Origin of the sequence: Thauera aminoaromatica S2 (assembly GCF_000310185.1) — a bacterium.
GTDB classification, from domain to species: domain Bacteria; phylum Pseudomonadota; class Gammaproteobacteria; order Burkholderiales; family Rhodocyclaceae; genus Thauera; species Thauera aminoaromatica.
This window is the reverse complement of record NZ_AMXD01000035.1, coordinates 15,832-31,390: the sequence shown is the minus strand read 5'-3', so window position 1 is coordinate 31,390 and position 15,559 is coordinate 15,832. Positions and strand designations below refer to the sequence as shown.

The following is a 15,559-nucleotide window of genomic DNA, read 5'->3' as shown; positions in this document are numbered from 1 at the left end:
GCCCGAGGCGCCGCGCGGCGAGGCTGCCGAGGCCCGGCGCGAAGCCGCCGAGGCGGCACGCGAGGCGATGCAGAAGGCCGGCGAGGCCGCGCGCAAGATCGGCGAGGCGGGCAGCGCCGCGGTGGAAGCGGCGGTGCGCACGGCGGCGGAGAAGGCCGCGAGCGAATTCGCCAAGGACGCTTCGCGCGCATCATCCGACGCGGGAGCGCTGAATCAGGCGCCCGACGAAGACCGTGGCGGTGATGGCCGCTCGCCCGAGACCGCGCGCGACGCCAAGGAAGCCGCCGAGCAGGCGGCGCACCGCATCGCCGAGGCCACCCGCGACGTCGCGGAGCGCCTGCGCGAGGTCGGCAAGGGGGCGCTCGAGAGCATGCGCGCACGCACCGAGCCGACGACGCAGGAGGCCGCGCCGGTCGAGGAGCGCGCCGCCGTTCCGCCCGGAGGCGGCAAGGAGCCCGCCGGCCGCTGAGCGGCACGGCGCCGGCGAGGGGCGCATCCATGGCGATCGCGGCGGTTCTTCGTACCCTGTTGCTGCTGGCATGCCTGCTGTTCGCCCATGCGAGCCCGGGCGCCGATGCCGGCACCGCCGCGCCGGCGCTCGATCTCCCCGCGCCGGGCCAGCTCCACGTCTATGTGCGCGAAGGCTGCCCGCATTGCGCGGAGGCCAAGCGCTTTCTCGCCGGTCTCGCCGACGCCCGCCCCGGGCTGCAGGTCGTGCTGCGCGAGGTCGATCGCGACCCCGCCGCGCGCGACGCCCTGGTGGCGATCAGCGAGGCAGTCGGGGCGTGGCCGCCGGGCGTGCCCACTTTCGTCTATGGCGGCCGGGTGCTGGTCGGCTTCGACGACGCCGAGCACGTCGGCGCCGAGCTGCTGCGCCTGCTCGACGAGGCCCCGCCGCCGCCGCGCGACCGGGTGGAGTCGGGCCTGTTCGGCACCCTGAGCGCGAGCGAGCTCGGCCTGCCGATGTTCACCCTGGCGCTCGGCCTGCTCGACGGCTTCAACCCCTGCGCGATGTGGGTGCTGCTATTCCTGCTGTCGCTGCTGGTGAGGCTGCAGGACCGCCGTCGCATGGCGATGGTCGCCGGCACCTTCGTGCTCGCCAGCGGCGCGGTGTACTACGCCTTCATGGCGGCCTGGCTCAACGTCTTCCTGCTCGTCGGCATGACGGCCGCGCTGCGCGTCGGCCTCGCCGTGCTGGCCATGCTCATCGGCCTGATCAACGTAAAGGACTTCTTCGCCTTCCGCCGCGGCGTCTCGCTGTCCATCCCGGAGTCCGCCAAGCCGGGCATCTATGCGCGTGCCCGCGCCATCCTGAAGGCCGAATCCCTGCCCGCCTCGCTCGCCGCGGTCGCGGTGCTGGCGGTGGTGGTGAACTTCGTCGAGCTGCTATGCACCGCCGGCCTGCCGGCGATCTACACCGCGGTGCTCACCAGCCAGGACCTCTCGCCGCTCGCCCACTACGGCTACCTCGGCCTCTACATCCTCGCCTACATCGCCGACGACGCGCTGATGGTCGGCACCGCGGTGCTCGCCCTCGGCAGCGGCAAGCTCGGCGAGCGCGGCGGCCGCATGCTCAAGCTGCTTGCGGGCGTGGTGATGCTGGCGCTCGGTGCGGTGATGCTGCTGCGGCCGGAGTGGCTGATGTAGCGGGGCCGCTCAGTCCGCGCCGCGACGCCACACGGCGGCGAGCGCGCGGAGCTTGTTCCAGGTCGACAGGCGCTCGTCCGACACCGCGTCGAGGAAGTCCGACAGGCGCTTGGACTTGACCATCGTGTACAGCGTGAGCGCCGTCGACACGCCGAACACCAGCGCGAAGTAGGCCAGGCGCTCGGCGAGCGGCGATTCCGCTTCGGCGAGCAGGTTCATGCCCAGGAAGCCGGTGGTGATGGTGCCGATGAGGCCGAAGATCGTCACCACGGTCAGGCGCACCACGGTGTTGGCCTGGCGGCGCAGGCTGTCGGCCTCGAGGTAGCCGTTCATGTCCGCGGTGCGCTCCTTGATCTCGGCGTACAGCGCGTCGGTGCCCAGATGCGCGCTGGTCATGCGGAACAGCGCGCGTGTCTGCGCCTGCTCGGCGATGTCGTGGAACCAGTAGCGATGCGTGAAACGCAGGAAGCCCTCGAAGCTGGCGCGGATCGCGCGCTTGAAGCGCCGCACGCTTTCCGGGTCGGTGACGTGCAGGCGCTTGAGCGCCTCGACCAGGCGCTCGGAGAACATCAGCAGCGCCGACTTCTGGAAGTGCGCGATCAGGAACAGCAGGAAGTGCTGGTGGCGGAACTGCGCCAGCACGCCGCGCTCGCGGTCGGTGAAATAGGCCGACTTCGCATCGCCCACCACCACCAGCGCGTGGCCGCTGCACAGGTAGCGGGTCCAGGGCGCCGCGCCGCTCGCGGACCAGAAGCGGTCGTAGCAGTGGCGGCGCTCGAAGTCGTCCAGATGCGGTTCGGCGTAGGGCAGGGCGTTGCCGCCGCCCTCGCGTTCGGCTTGTGCCGTGTGCGGTCCCGCGCCGGTCACCAGGCCGAGGCGGACGAAATCCCTGCGCGTCAGCGCCTGCGGGTCGTCGAGGGCGAGATAGGCCGTCAGCGGCATGCGGTGATACTCGATCTGGCGATAGCGCAGCGTGCCGGGCTGGGCCGAGTAGGCGCTCGCCAGCGGCTGCATCAGCCAGGCCCAGTGCGCGGCGATGCGCGGTGCGCGATGGCGGCTGACGTGGGTCAGGAAGGCCTCGCGCTCGTGCGCGTCGGTGCGCGCCAGCACCGACCCGTCGCGCCCGATCAGCTCGGCGACGGCGAGGCTGTGCAGCGCGCGGCCGTGCTCGTCCCAGCCCGACGGGTAGGCGCGGCCGATGCGATACATCAGCTCCTGCACCGCGGACAAGGGCAGGTCGCCGCCGGCGACCTCGACGTTGAGGATCACCACATCGACGTCGAAGAAGAAATACAGATGCACATGGACGACGTCGAGCGTCACCGGCGCGTCGCCGTCGCGTGCGGCCACGCGCAGTTTCGCGATATCGCGGCGACGGAACACGCGCATCGCCGGCCCCGCGTCCGCCGAGTCGCCGCGCTGCGCACGGCCCTCGCCGTAGAGGAACTGCTGCACGTAGGGCAGGAAGGTCACGAACTCGTTGTAGTGCCGCTCCTGGAAGACGCTGCCTTCGACCTCCAGGTCGTGCTCGACCTCGCGCCACGGCGAGGCTTCGCCCAGGTCGCGCAGCACCTGCCACGGCCGCTGCTGCGGCCCCAGCGCGCCCGTCGCGGTCAGCAGCCGCAGCGGCCACAGCAGGGCGAGGCGGAAATGCTTCACCGTCGGCTCGGCAGCGTGCTCGGCCATGACCTGTCTCCCTTCGCTTCGCGGGTTCTCGTGCGGGCAGTGTAGCGACAGGCGAGGGCAGGCGGGCTGCGAGCGTGCCAGGGGGCGGTGGCGGGCAGCGCCGGATGGGTCTCGACTGGGCACATGCTTACGCAGTCCGTGTATTTGCAGCGGATGCAGGCTTCGGTAAGGACGTGGGCCATGGCCGTTCCTCCTTGAAGAGTCAACCTGTATGAATCTATTGTTGCTAGCATGGAGCCGACAACGACTCCTCTGCACGCCCTGCCGATGAACATCACGCAACACACCGATTACGCGCTCCGGGTACTCATGTAGCTCGGGGCCATCCCCGAGCGGCGCATCACCATCAAGGAGGTCGCCGAGCGTTTCGACATCTCGCGCAGCCACCTCATGAAGATCGTCACCGAACTGGTGGCGAAGGGCTTCGTCGACGGCGCACGCGGCAAGGGAGGGGGTTTGAGGCTCGCGCGTGCAAGCAGCGAGATCGGTCTCGGCAACGTGGTCCGCCAGCTCGAACCGAGCCTCGCGCTCGTCGAGTGCTTCGGAACGCAGTCGCACTGCCTGCTGGATCCGGCGTGCCGGCTCAAGGGCGCGCTGGACGGTGCCCTGCAGGCCTTCCTGGCTGCACTCGACCGCGTTTCGCTTGCCGACCTCGTCGGCAGCGACGCACGGCTGCACGAGGCACTCGGCCTGCAAGCGGCGGCGCGCGCCATCGCGCCGATCACGATCGTGCGCCCGCCCGCCGGCCGGGAGCGGCGATAGTCGGGGCGCGCTGCGCCACCGGATGACGGTCTGCCTGTGCTTCGTGGCCGCGCAAAGCTGCGGGCGGGTTCTCCGCGCGCTGGTCGCAACGTATTCGCTGTCGGGGGGCGGGCCATGCTAGTTTATATCATGTTGTGATATAAATTCCTCGAGCCGCCCAAACACGCCAGCAGAGATCGATCATGTCTTCCCTCCATCTGCCGCCCATGCTGTGGTCCTCGGACGCCGCCTGGACCGAACTCTCCCGCCGTCCGCCCTCGCTGGCCACCCTGGTCTTCGGGGTCGCCCTGCCGGCCGCCATGTTGCCCCCCGCGATGTTGTCCCATGCGACCGATGTCGGATCGGCCCACTATCTGCCCGCCCTCTCCGCTTCCGCCTGGCAGTTCGTGGAGTTCGCGCTGTTCGCCGCGCAGCTCGTCGGCTTCCTGATGATCCGCTGGCTGATCGGCGCCGTCGCGGCGACCCATGGGGTGCGGGCGAGCGCACGCGACGCTTGTCTGCTCGCGACGGTATCCCTGCTCCCGCTCTGGCTATCGTCGTTCGCGCTCCTGCAGGACGGGACGCTCGCCGTCCTGGTACTGCCGGTGCTGGCGATCGGCGCTTCGGTCGCGCTGCTGAAGCGGGGTGTCCGCTGCATGCTCGGGGTTCGTGAAGAGATCGTGGCCCTGGAGATCGGCATCGTCGCGATCCACTGCGGTGTGCTGGCCTGGGCCGCAACGATGGCGGTGTTCCTCGTCCCGGGCCTCCCGGCGCTTTGACGCGGAAAGAACGCGGTCCGGCCCCCGGGGCGAATGGCGCGCTCCCGCCCTGCCTTTTCAGGATGAACGCTGCAGCAAGGCCAGGCGGATCCGTTCGATGGCGTGCGAGGGGCTCAGTCCCTTCGGGCAGACCTCGGTGCAGTTCATGATCGTGCGGCAGCGGTAGAGGCGATAGACGTCGTCGAGGAAGTCCAGCCGCTCGGCGGAGGCGGTGTCGCGGCTGTCGGCGATGAAGCGATAGGCCTGCAGCAGGCCCGACGGCCCGATGAACTTGTCCGGATTCCACCAGTAGGACGGGCAGAACGCGCTGCAGCAGGCGCACAGGATGCATTCGTACAGGCCGTCCAGGCGCTCGCGCTCGGTCGGCGTCTGCAGCCGCTCGCGCTCGGGCAGGGGCTCGTCGTTGATCAGCCAGGGCCGGATCGAGTGGTAGTGGGCGAAGAACTGCGTCATGTCTACGACGAGGTCGCGGATTACCGGAAAGCCGGGTAGCGGGCGCAGCACGATCGGCTCCTTCAGCCCGTCGAGCGCGGTCAGGCAGGCGAGGCCGTTGCGGCCGTTGATGTTCATCGCGTCCGAGCCGCACACTCCCTCGCGGCACGAGCGCCGGAACGACAGGCTGTCGTCCTGCACGCGCAGCCTCATCAGCAGGTCGAGCAGCTTCTTGTCGCCCGCCTCCGGCTGCACATCGTAGGCCTGCATCCGCGGCGGATCGCCGCGCTCCGGGTCGTAGCGATAGATGTTCAGTCTCATGTCCGCCCCTGCGCCGCTCAGGCGGCGAGCGCCACCATGGCCAGGCTCAGCAGCACGCGTGCCAGCACGCCGAGCAGCACGACCGTGATCAGGCCCAGCACCGCCAGCCGCAGTCCGCGCGGCTGGAGGTAGTCGAGCACGATGTCGCGCATGCCTACCCAGGCGTGCGCGCACAAGGCGCCGAACAGCAGCGCGATCAGCGGCCCCCCCAGCGCGCCGCCGGCCAAGGCGCGCCACGCGGAGAAATCGAGCGGCGACGCGAAAGGCAGCGCGAGCATGGCGAGCAGGATCAGCACCAGCAACAGCAAGGCGCTGAGGCGTTGCACCACCCATGCCCGTTGCCCTGTGAACAACCTCATGACAGCCCCCACACGAGAAGGAGCAGGGCCAGCGCGGGCGCGGCGACCAGAATGAGGCGTGCGCTGGCGCGCGCACGCTCGAGCTCGCTGCCGATGCCGACGTCCATCAACAGGTGGCGGATCCCGGCCAGCACGTGATGCGCGAGCGCCCACGCCAGCACACCGGCCACCACGAGCGAGAGCGGCGACGAGAGCAGACCGCGCACCGAGGCGAAATCCGCTTCGCTGCGCAGCGATGCGTGGAGCAGCGCCGCGAGGACGGGCAGGGCGATGAACAGCAAGACCCCCGACACCCGGTGCGCAATCGAGGCGATCGCACCGATCGGAAAGCGGATCTGTGCCAGATTCAGGAATACCGGCAAGCGATGAGGCGGCTTGTCCATGCGGGCTCTTGGGCAGTACGAGCCCGCCGGCGGCGCCGGAGCGGCTCGTACCGGAACCATAGACCAAAGCCCGGCGCAGCGCAGGCGTGATGCGTGCTGAAGCAAGGGGTGCCGGGCCCGGCGGAATCCGACGCCGCGATCGTGCTCGGGCGTTCGTCCGCGTCTCAAGCGGATCGCGGCTTCGTTGCGGCCGCGATGTCGTCGCGCCAGAGCCAGATGGCGGTCATCGCCAGCAGGAGGCCGGCGGTCGCGCTCGCCAGGCCCAGCGCGTCGAGGCCGGCAATGCGCGTATCGCCGACCAGGCGCACGAGCAGCGGACCGGCGATCTGTCCGGCAGCGAAGCCGGTGGTCATGCGGGCCAGCAGCGCCGTCGGGTTCGCGGGCGCGCGTTCGCGCGCCAGCTGAAGGCCTGCCATGGTGGTCACCATGAAGGTGCCGCCGACCAGCACCGCCGAGGCGGCCAGTACCCACAATGCCGGCTGCAGCAACGGCAGCAGGGTGCCTGCCGCCATCACCCCCTGGGCGATCGCCCACACCTTCCTGCGCGGCCAGCCGTGCAGACGGTGCGCGGCGAAGGCCACGGACAGCGCCGCCGCCGCGCCGAAGATCGGCCAGGTGAGCCCGAACACGAGCGGGTCGGACACCAGCTGCCGCGCCATGGTGGGCAGGAAGGTCGCGGGAATGATGTAGCCGAAGCCGAACGCGCTGTAGCACAGCACGATGCCCAGGTTCCCGCTCGCGACCGCCGGCGGTGGGGGCTTCGGCGCGTCGGGCGTGCCGGCAGGGCTCGCTGCGGCGGATTGCCCGCGCAGACGCCAAATGACATGGACGGCGCCGACGACGGCGAGCAGCCCGAGCTCCACCCACAGCACCGCGGCCGCCTGTGCGCCGCCCAGCCAGGTCAGTACACCCGTGGCCGCGATGCCCACGCCCACCCCGGTGTAGATCCATCCGCCCAGCGAGGTCGAACTCCGCCGCGCCAGTTCGGGCAGGCACCAACTGCTGGCGCACACGAGCACCCAGGCGCTGAAGACGCCCGCGCTCGCCCGCAGGGCCAAGCCGAGCCACGGCAAGGCGGCGTTACCCCAAACCATCGCCAGGGTGGTCGCGGCGACGCCGAGCAACCCGACCTGCAAGCCCAGCCGGGGACTGCGCGCGAACCACGAGGCGCTGATCGCACCGAGCAGGTAGCCGACGTAGTTCGCCGTCGCCCATTCCGTCCCGGTGACGGTATTCAGGCTGCCATCGCGCACCATGAGCGGCATCAGCGGCGTAAATGCGAAGCGACCGATGCCCATCGCGATGGCCAGCGCAAGGAGGCCGATGAAGACGATGGCGCCCGGCGACAGAGACGACGGAGGATTTTTTTCCATGGCGGGATTAGACGCTCGTCGGATAGAATCGAATAGTGAATTTTTAAGAAATAACGTTCTCGATATGAGAAGGATCAGCCTGGAAGACCTGCACATCTTCCGATGTGTGGCGGTGGAAGGCGGTGTGCTGCGTGCGGCGGACCGGCTCAATCGGGTGCCTTCCAACGTCACGACCCGCATCAAGCAGTTCGAGTCCCGACTGGGTACGCAACTCTTTCGGCGGCAAGGACGGAACGTGGTGCTCACCGATGCGGGTCATCGCCTGCTCGGGCACGCCGAGCGCCTGTTGCGGCTGGCCGACGAAGCCGAGGAGGACCTCTGCAGCGGGGTAGTCGCGGGCTCGCTGCGCCTGGGCTCGCTGGAGAGTGCGGCCAGCGTGCGCCTGCCGCCCATCCTCTCGCGGTACCACGCCGCGCATCCCCGAACGCACGTGGAGTTGCAGACCGGAACGACCGCGGCGCTGCTGCGGCGACTCGACAATCACCGGATCGACGCCGCCTTCGTCTCCGAACCCTTCGACAAGGGAAGCCTCTCGGCCGTGGCCGTCTTCGCGGAAGAGCTGGTCCTCATCACCGCGCGAGGCGGCCCCCGCATCGGCGGTGCGCAGGATCTCGCCGACCAGACGGTCGTCGCCTTTCCGCATGGCTGCTCATACCGGCGCCTGCTGGTCGACTGGTTCGCCGCGGCCGGCGTCACCCCGCGCCGGTTCCTCGACCTCGGCTCCTACCATGCTATCGTGGCCTGCGTCGCGGCCGGAACCGGCGTCGCCATCATGCCGGCGAGCGTCCTCGACAATGCCGTCATGGGCGATTCGATCCAACGCCACGAACTGCCGGAGGCGATGCGGACGAACCGGACGAACCTGGTCTGGGCGGGCGAGCCCGGCGGGCCACTGAGCGCGCTGCTGGAGCTGCTGCGGGTCGGCGCCCAGGCTGGTGCCTGCGGGCGCCATGGTCGAACAAGCAAGTCGATGCCTTGAGGCCCGCCCGGCATCCCCGCCGACGTCGACCTCCGCGAGAGGCCGCGCCAGGGCCTCGGCCGCAACGAGCTCGCCATCGGCGACCGGGTTGGCTTCGTCGGCCGCGACCATCAGGAGCGCAGCGGCTGCGTCATCCGCCTTAACGACAAGACCGTCACCCTCGATTGCGCGGGGCAGCAATGGCGCGTGGCGTACAGCCTGCCCTACCGCGTGGTCGATGCCGACCCGGTGATGATGGACGGGGTCGAGATCCTCGGGCCGGCAAGGTAGCGGCGGGGGTGTCGACGAGGGAAGTGATCGCGCCGCCGGTGCCCTCGACGGCGAATGCGGGCGGATAGGAACACGGATACGGGAGGATGAATCGACGATGAAGCTGATCGAAACATTGCAGGACGAACACGTGCTGATCGATCAGGTGCTCGGATCGTTTCGCGCGTTCGTAGACGGATTCATCGATGGCACCGCGGACCCGGACGACGGCGGACGCTTCGCCGCGTTTTTCACCGAGTTCGCCGGCCATTTCCATCACGATCGCGAGGAGCGGGTGTTCCTCAATGCGCTCGTCACCGACGCGGAACTCCCGGGCGACCGCGGACCGGTGTACGCCGTGCTGCACGAGCACGCCGAGATGGCGGCGTGGCTGTGCGAGATGCTGCCGATTCTCGAACAGCGGCCGCCGTCCGAGGACGACCGTGTTCGGCTGCGCGCGCTGGCAACTCGCTACTCGCACGCGCTCTGGCGTCATATCGACGCGGAGAATTCCGTCCTCTACCCGGAGGGCGTCAAGCGGCTTCGTCGCAGCGGCGTTGCCGAATTGCCGGATCGGCCGATGAGCGAGACGGAGGCGGCCGCGCGTGAGGGCGCTGCGGCCCTGCTCGTCCGTTACCCGCCGGTCGAGGACTTTGCGCTCACGCGCGGCGACGGTTGCTTCATGTGCCGGGCCCATGGCGAGACCTGCGACGGACTGGAGGCCGAGTGGTGGACCGAGATCGAGTGGGAGGAGTTTTACCTCGGCTGACGCCAGTACTGAAACGCCTCGTCCGCAATGACCCGAGCTGCTGCGCGGGCAAGCCCTCGAGTACTTCGACACCCGGGCCAACACCGCGCGCAGCGGCCAGCTTCTGGAGCTGAGGCGCAAACAGGCCCTGGTGCTCGACACCGCCACCGGCCAGCGCTGGCTGATCCCCTACGCTGCGATCAATCCCGACGGCGCCGACGTCGACATCCGCGAGAAGCCGCGCCAGGGCCTGGGGCGCAATGAGGTCGCCATCGGCGATCGCGTCGGCTTCGTTGGCCGCGACCAGCAGGTGCGCAAGGCACTGAAGACACGAGCTAAGTGCCATGTGTTGCAAAGCGCAGGTGTAAAGCAGGCGCTCACCACCGAAGCGCGGGGATCATCACCCCCACACTTGTAGAGAATATCGTCATTTTTCGACACGACCCGATATCATGTCGATTCCGTCGACACGTCCCATCGACGTGCCGATGAATCATCCAGATATCGACTCATGCTCTTCGACCCGCGCAAGCCATACAAGGACCTCCCTGCCCTTCCCCCTCAGGCGGAAGTCGAGTCGCAGGCCATCCTGAAGGCTTGCAGCTCGACATCCCGGTGCTCTACCTGTCCAAAGCCATCATCGAAGCCAGGCAGGACTACTACCGCCTCCTGCTGAACGTCAGCCGGGATGCCGCCTGGGAGCCCGTGGATACTGTTCATGCTCGACGCGGTCCGCAGTACCGCGCAATGGACGACGTCCCGGATCAAGGCCATCAGAGCGCTCATCGACGACACAGCCGAACGGATGAAGCGCGACGCGCCCGGCATCTACTCGCGCGAGCTGACCGAGCTGATCTTCGTACAACCCTATTGCCGCATCGCCAACGTCGTCGACGCCGACATTGCCCAACGCCAGACGGCATCGGTCTATCTGAAGCAACTCGTCGACATCGGCCTCCTGCGCGAGATGAAGGCAGGACGCGAGAAACTCTTCATCAACCCGCACCTGATTCAAGCACTTTCCGTAGCCTGACATGGCCGCCTGGACAGATCAGTGACCGGGAGCGCATTGCAGGCGACACCGACAACCCCGCACGCTGGCAGGACACGGACCCATGGACAAACTCAAGCTTACCTATTTCGACGTTTCCGGCGGACGGGCAGAGCCCGCACGCCTGGCCCTGCACATCGGCGGCATTCCATTTGAGGACCACCGTTTTGCGTTCGGTGATTTTGCCGAGGTTCGCAAGACCACACCGCTGGACCAGGTGCCGACGCTTCACGTCAATGACGTGCAGGTCACCCAGAGCGACGCAATCACGCGCTATGCCGGAAAGCTGGCCGGGCTCTACCCCGAAGACGACCTTCAGGCCTTGTTCTGCGACGAAGTGATGGGCGCGCTGGAAGACATCAACACGAAGATCGTGGCGACTTTCGGAATGACCGGCGATGCGCTCAAGCACGCCCGCGGGGCGCTGGCGGCGGACGTATTGCCGCGGTATCTGCGCTGGCTGCAGAACCAACTCGAAGCCCACGGCGGCGAATTCCTTGCGGACCATCGCCTCACCATCGCCGACCTCAAGACCTTCGTCATCCTGCGGTGGCTTGGCTCCGGCAAGCTGGACCACATTCCCGCCGACCTGGTCGAGACCGTGGCGCCAAAGCTCGCGGCCTTCGTCGACCGGATCGCGGGGATTCCTGCCATCGCCGCGTATTACAAGTTGCGCGGCGGGTCGTGATCCCGGATCGTTGTCGATCCCGCCGCCGATGCGTGGGCGGCATTGGGGGCGGATCGTGAGAACCCAATAGCCCGGTGATCGCCCAATTGAGCTGGCGCGTCACGGTTGGCGCTCGGGCACCGGGGAGGTGTTTCGATTGGAATGCGTTCGGCAGGGGACTGTTCGTTTCGGTCGCTTCCTGCCTTTGCAGCTATTGAGGGCGACCGCCGCCCGATCGGCACCGGCCGCTACGGGGCACTCAGCCCGAACTCACACATTCGGCCACAAACCGTCACTGGCCACCCCATCCGGATAGCGGTCATCCGGGCGAGGCGGTATGCTAACGGCCTGTGTGCCAGGTCGGTCGCATCGACCCGGAAAGCTGTCGGCGGCAGCTTTCCCTGCCTTCTTATGCTGTGTTTCGCGTAGTTTTTGCGTCTAAACAGTAACTTGTAGAACACGTTTGAGCGCTGCGGTTTTCCTTGCCCTCACTCCCGCGGGTTTCCGCCACGCAATCGCCCTTTCAAAGGTCTCGCCATTTCAAGTTTGGTGTGGTGCGGACGCTATCAGCGATTCCGACTACGAAGTTCTCGAAACTGTCGATGGCTCGCGCTTCATCTATCCGCTTGCTGGTGAGCCGAGTGCAATACTGGAGGGGGCGATTGAAACAATTGCAGAACACCACCCCAACACAACTGTTTGGGTTGAGCATGTGCCCGCGCACTAATAAGTCCGCCAACGGGACGCCAAAATGCTGCGCATTTTGGTTCCCTCCGCTGCGCTCCGGCGCCCGTTACATCAAACGTTGGGCTCTGTAAGGTGGAATTCGTGCACGCTGGCGAGTTAGCAAAACAAGTGGGCGCGATGGGGTATGCGGTAATCCCGCGATTTGACCCCGCATCATCTACAGAAAGCGTAGCGCTGAAGCTTGGCGCAGTTATGAACGTTTCGGAATTGTTGCCAAACGTTCCACGGGTTCAGACGCTCTGCCCTCGGAAACCTAGTCGCCAGCTCATGAACCAATATAGCGGTACATATGGTACAGGAGCATTCCCGTTACATTCGGATCTGGCCCATTGGTACCGACCTCCACGGTATCTGCTGCTCAGATGCAGAGTCGGAGTGAAGGATGTCAAAACGACACTTGTGTCTTACTCGACCATTGCTTCGGTGGTAGGCGAGCGCGCCCTAAAGCAAGCCCTTGTCTTGCCAAGACGGAAGAGAGAAACGCAAGTCGTATGTCCGCTTCCTGTAGTTTTTGGTTACGAAGGCACCTGGGGGTTGAGGTGGGACTTTCTGTTTCTTTCGCCACTCAACGAGGCAGCTAAGCACACGTCCGAGCGCATTGCCTCTTGGCCGTGGGACAGAGGCGAGGTGATTTCAGTGAACTTGCTCAATCCCGGCGACACAATTGTTATCGACAACTGGAGAATGCTTCACGGGCGATCTGCAATACCAGAAGGCTCGATGGGCCGTGTTATTGAGCGTATCTATCTAAATCGGTTGGGAGGTGAATGTTGAGCACAGTCGAGCCAAATCCATGGTCTGCGGACACTTTGCTGGCGAAAGCGCAGTTATACATTGAGCAGATGGATTCCACCGTTGCCGACGAATGGAAATACGGTCTTTGGTCAGCCCTTACTCTAGAGCTGCTCGCTAGGGCCGCGTTAGCCAATATATCGCCTGTTCTCCTCGCTGATCCACAAAACTGGCGCAACATCATGCACGCCTTGGGGAATGCGCCTACAGCAAAGAAATTCTCCCCTACCTCCATCGGAACTAAAGAAGTATTGGTGCGCTTGAGCGAGCTATTGCCGGAGTTCAACCAAGAAGTGGCGGGCTTCTGCGGAAAACACGTCGAAAGACGAAATGCTGAGCTTCATTCGGGCGAAGTCGTGTTCACCGGGGTAGGCACTGCGGAGTGGCTGCCGAGGTTCTACCGTGCAGTCAAGATCTTATTGGAGTCGATGGCAAAGGAGTTGGCAGATTTCGTCGCCGACCCAGAACGAGCCCTTGAAATGATTGCGTCACTGGATGACGCGGCTGCAAAAGCCGTCGATCAAGACATTAAGGCGCATGAAAAAGTATGGTTTAACAAACCCGTGGCGGATCGTGACGCGGCTACACTGCAGGCCACTGCGTGGGCAACACGTCACGCGGGACATCGCGTGGTGTGCCCTTCATGTGCTTCACCGGCTATTCTGCACGGTAGAGCTAGCGGCCCCGTGTCAACGACGGTTGGTAACGATGAGGTTGTTCAACGGCAAACGATGCTGCCTTCAGCGTTTGAATGCATTGCTTGCGGCCTAAAAATAGCAGGATACTCGAAGCTCTCTGCATGTGGATTAGGGGACGCTTTCTCTGAAATGACAACGTATACGGCAGCCGAGTTCTTTGATTTGTATACGGAGGATGATCTCGAAGAAGCGCGCAATGTAAGGCCGGAATATGAGCCGGATTTCAATGAGTATTAGCGTGAGTGTTTCAGGGCAGCCCAACAACAGCGTGAAGTCGGACGCACAACTGCGCCACGCTTCGTTGTGCGCCGGTTACGCTGGCCGTTTGAACAGCAGCTTTCTTCAAAGTCCAATGGCGGCAACGGGTCGGTTCGAGACCCCCACGAACAGTTCGCGGACCCGCGCACGGAGGTCTCAGTCCGGCCCGTTGCGGACCGCCGCCATTCCTGCTGAACAGCCACTCGGAGGGCCGGAGCACTCAGAGCGCTGTCGGGTTGAGCAATTCATGCTCGTTGAACCAGGAGTGGGTGCCATCATTCAACGCGAATCCCCCGAGGATAGGCGGATGCATCCTGCAACTTGACCAGACTTCCCCCCAAGCCAGCACTGGCTCCTGCCGAGAGCGTGTGCATCGAAAGCAGCAAGTGCGATCATCGCCAGTCGTCCCCCGGCATGATCCGCTTCATGAACTCATTGAACATCGGCACCGTGAAGGCCGTGTCGCCGTGATTGGGGCTCCAGATCATGCCCTTGGTGATCAGGGAGCTGCGTGTCGGAGCCAGTGAAGACACGGGCGCGCTGAAGCAGTTGGCGATGTCGCCCGATCTGTGGGGGCCCTCGCCCAACTCGGCCATTGCGCGGAGATACCGCTTCTCTTTTGGGGTGAGGCGGTCGAAGCGCACGCGGAAGAAGCTCTCGTCGAGCGCCGCCACGGCGGTGACGGACGCTGCATTGACGGCGTCGATATCGATCGGCGATGCGTGCGCTGCCTGCCAGGTGTGACTACCCCACTGCTGCAGGAAGTAAGCGTAGCCCTGAGTGACCTGCAGGATCTGGCTCACGGCTCGTTCGGTGATCGCCACGCCCTCGTTCTCGATGGGCTTCTCGATTGCAAGGCGGGCCGCGGCGGGTGGCAGCGGTCCGATCATGGGGAAATCGAACAGGCGTTCGGCATACGACTTGGCGTTCCCCATCTGCCCGCGCAGTTGTGGCAGACCAGCACCGACCAGCACGACGGGCAACTGCCGCTGCTCGGTCCGATGCATCGCCGTGATGAGGGCTGCCAGTTGCGCCTCCTCCACGTACTGCAGCTCGTCGACGAAGATCGCCAAGGCCGTGCTGGCCGATTTGGCCGCCAGGCCAACTTGCTCGAACAGTGCTTGCAGGTCGTGCTCAAGGTCGCCGTTGTCGGCCAGGCCCGGCTCGGGCTCGTAGTCGATCCCTACCTCGATGTCGCCGAAAGTGACCTTGAGCTTGCCGACGAAGCCCGCCAGCGCGCGCAGACCGCGGACGGCGTAGTCCTTCGCGGCCGCGATCTGGCTCAGGCGCAGCAGGGCCTGACGCAACTGCGGTGCAAGCAGGGCAGGCAGCGAACGCCCCTCGGGCGCCTCGATGCGGACCGTGTGGATTCCGGCCGCCTCGGCATCCATCCTGATGCGGTCCAGCAAGACCGTCTTGCCGACACCGCGCAGGCCAACCAGCATGGCGCTCTTCGCCGGGCGACCGATCCTCGCGCGCTCGAGCGCGATGCGCAAGGACTCGCGCAGGTCGTCGCGGCCGGCAAGTTCGGGGGGCGGAGTGCCCGCACCGGGGGAGAAGGGATTGCGGATAGGGTCCATGCGGTGCAGTTTATATAAAGATTTGAAAAGTTACAACGCACGTATAACTTAACAAAGTTTCCTATAGAT

The 15,559-nt window shown here is 66.0% G+C and carries 17 protein-coding genes; 11 read left to right on the top strand and 6 right to left on the bottom strand.

Annotated features, from left to right (window positions below):
* The coding region (locus tag C665_RS07730; RefSeq protein ID WP_004304705.1) for a hypothetical protein at nucleotides 1–469 on the top strand (469 nt) is incomplete at its 5' end.
* 29 nt (nucleotides 470–498) lie between these two features.
* Nucleotides 499–1,647, top strand: coding sequence for a glutaredoxin family protein (locus C665_RS07725; RefSeq protein WP_004304704.1), 1,149 nt, complete (start codon nucleotides 499–501; stop codon nucleotides 1,645–1,647).
* 9 nt (nucleotides 1,648–1,656) lie between these two features.
* On the opposite strand, the gene C665_RS07720 is transcribed toward C665_RS07725, so the two are convergent.
* Nucleotides 1,657–3,333 carry a hypothetical protein gene (locus C665_RS07720; RefSeq protein WP_004304702.1) on the bottom strand — a complete coding sequence of 559 codons (1,677 nt, stop codon included), beginning with the start codon at nucleotides 3,331–3,333 and terminating at the stop codon, nucleotides 1,657–1,659.
* Nucleotides 3,334–3,657: 324 nt separating this feature from the next.
* On the opposite strand from C665_RS07720, the gene C665_RS07715 reads away from it, so the two are divergent.
* Both C665_RS07715 and C665_RS07710 read left to right on the top strand, forming a co-directional pair.
* The gene (locus tag C665_RS07715; protein WP_231570591.1) at nucleotides 3,658–4,095 is read left to right on the top strand and encodes an Rrf2 family transcriptional regulator; all 438 of its coding nucleotides are present in this window, start codon (nucleotides 3,658–3,660) and stop codon (nucleotides 4,093–4,095) included.
* A 182-nt stretch (nucleotides 4,096–4,277) separates the two neighbouring features.
* The gene (locus C665_RS07710) at nucleotides 4,278–4,853 is read left to right on the top strand and encodes a DUF1282 family protein (RefSeq protein WP_004304698.1); all 576 of its coding nucleotides are present in this window, start codon (nucleotides 4,278–4,280) and stop codon (nucleotides 4,851–4,853) included.
* Between the two features lie 57 nt (nucleotides 4,854–4,910).
* Here C665_RS07710 and C665_RS07705 read toward each other — a convergent pair whose 3' ends face one another.
* The 4 genes from C665_RS07705 to C665_RS07690 all read right to left on the bottom strand — a co-directional run bounded on the left by C665_RS07705 (nucleotide 4,911) and on the right by C665_RS07690 (nucleotide 7,721).
* The gene (locus C665_RS07705; RefSeq protein WP_004304696.1) at nucleotides 4,911–5,606 is read right to left on the bottom strand and encodes a succinate dehydrogenase iron-sulfur subunit; all 696 of its coding nucleotides are present in this window, start codon (nucleotides 5,604–5,606) and stop codon (nucleotides 4,911–4,913) included.
* A gap of 17 nt (nucleotides 5,607–5,623) precedes the next feature.
* The gene (gene sdhD / locus C665_RS07700; protein ID WP_012584258.1) at nucleotides 5,624–5,965 is read right to left on the bottom strand and encodes a succinate dehydrogenase, hydrophobic membrane anchor protein; all 342 of its coding nucleotides are present in this window, start codon (nucleotides 5,963–5,965) and stop codon (nucleotides 5,624–5,626) included.
* A complete protein-coding gene (gene sdhC / locus C665_RS07695; protein WP_004304692.1) occupies nucleotides 5,962–6,348 on the bottom strand; it encodes a succinate dehydrogenase, cytochrome b556 subunit in 387 nt (128 codons plus the stop codon). The genes sdhD and sdhC overlap by 4 nt, the downstream gene beginning before the upstream one ends.
* A 164-nt stretch (nucleotides 6,349–6,512) precedes the next feature.
* Nucleotides 6,513–7,721 (bottom strand): YbfB/YjiJ family MFS transporter, encoded by a 1,209-nt coding sequence (locus tag C665_RS07690; RefSeq protein WP_004304690.1) that lies wholly within the window; start codon nucleotides 7,719–7,721, stop codon nucleotides 6,513–6,515.
* 64 nt (nucleotides 7,722–7,785) lie between these two features.
* On the opposite strand from C665_RS07690, the gene C665_RS07685 reads away from it, so the two are divergent.
* From C665_RS07685 to C665_RS20165, 7 genes are all read left to right on the top strand, one after another.
* On the top strand, nucleotides 7,786–8,700 hold the full coding sequence (locus C665_RS07685) for a LysR family transcriptional regulator (protein ID WP_004304688.1): 915 nt from the start codon (nucleotides 7,786–7,788) through the stop codon (nucleotides 8,698–8,700).
* Nucleotides 8,701–9,067: 367 nt separating this feature from the next.
* Nucleotides 9,068–9,718, top strand: a complete 651-nt coding sequence (locus tag C665_RS07680) for a hemerythrin domain-containing protein (RefSeq protein ID WP_004304685.1) — start codon at nucleotides 9,068–9,070, stop codon at nucleotides 9,716–9,718.
* A 130-nt stretch (nucleotides 9,719–9,848) separates the two neighbouring features.
* Complete coding sequence (locus C665_RS21095) at nucleotides 9,849–10,115, top strand: hypothetical protein (protein WP_004304683.1); 267 nt, start codon at nucleotides 9,849–9,851, stop codon at nucleotides 10,113–10,115.
* A 300-nt stretch (nucleotides 10,116–10,415) separates the two neighbouring features.
* Nucleotides 10,416–10,730, top strand: coding sequence for a Fic family protein (locus C665_RS07670; protein ID WP_004304682.1), 315 nt, complete (start codon nucleotides 10,416–10,418; stop codon nucleotides 10,728–10,730).
* Nucleotides 10,731–10,812: 82 nt separating this feature from the next.
* Nucleotides 10,813–11,436 (top strand): glutathione S-transferase, encoded by a 624-nt coding sequence (locus tag C665_RS07665; RefSeq protein ID WP_004304680.1) that lies wholly within the window; start codon nucleotides 10,813–10,815, stop codon nucleotides 11,434–11,436.
* Nucleotides 11,437–12,537: 1,101 nt separating this feature from the next.
* Nucleotides 12,538–12,936 carry a TauD/TfdA family dioxygenase gene (locus tag C665_RS20960; protein WP_211207577.1) on the top strand — a complete coding sequence of 133 codons (399 nt, stop codon included), beginning with the start codon at nucleotides 12,538–12,540 and terminating at the stop codon, nucleotides 12,934–12,936.
* Nucleotides 12,933–13,889: a hypothetical protein gene (locus tag C665_RS20165; protein ID WP_211207576.1), complete on the top strand. Its 957-nt coding sequence runs from the start codon at nucleotides 12,933–12,935 to the stop codon at nucleotides 13,887–13,889. The genes C665_RS20960 and C665_RS20165 overlap by 4 nt, the downstream gene beginning before the upstream one ends.
* 413 nt (nucleotides 13,890–14,302) lie before the next feature.
* On the opposite strand, the gene C665_RS07660 is transcribed toward C665_RS20165, so the two are convergent.
* A complete protein-coding gene (locus C665_RS07660; protein WP_004304677.1) occupies nucleotides 14,303–15,490 on the bottom strand; it encodes an ATP-binding protein in 1,188 nt (395 codons plus the stop codon).
* Between the last annotated feature and the right edge of the window lie 69 nt (nucleotides 15,491–15,559).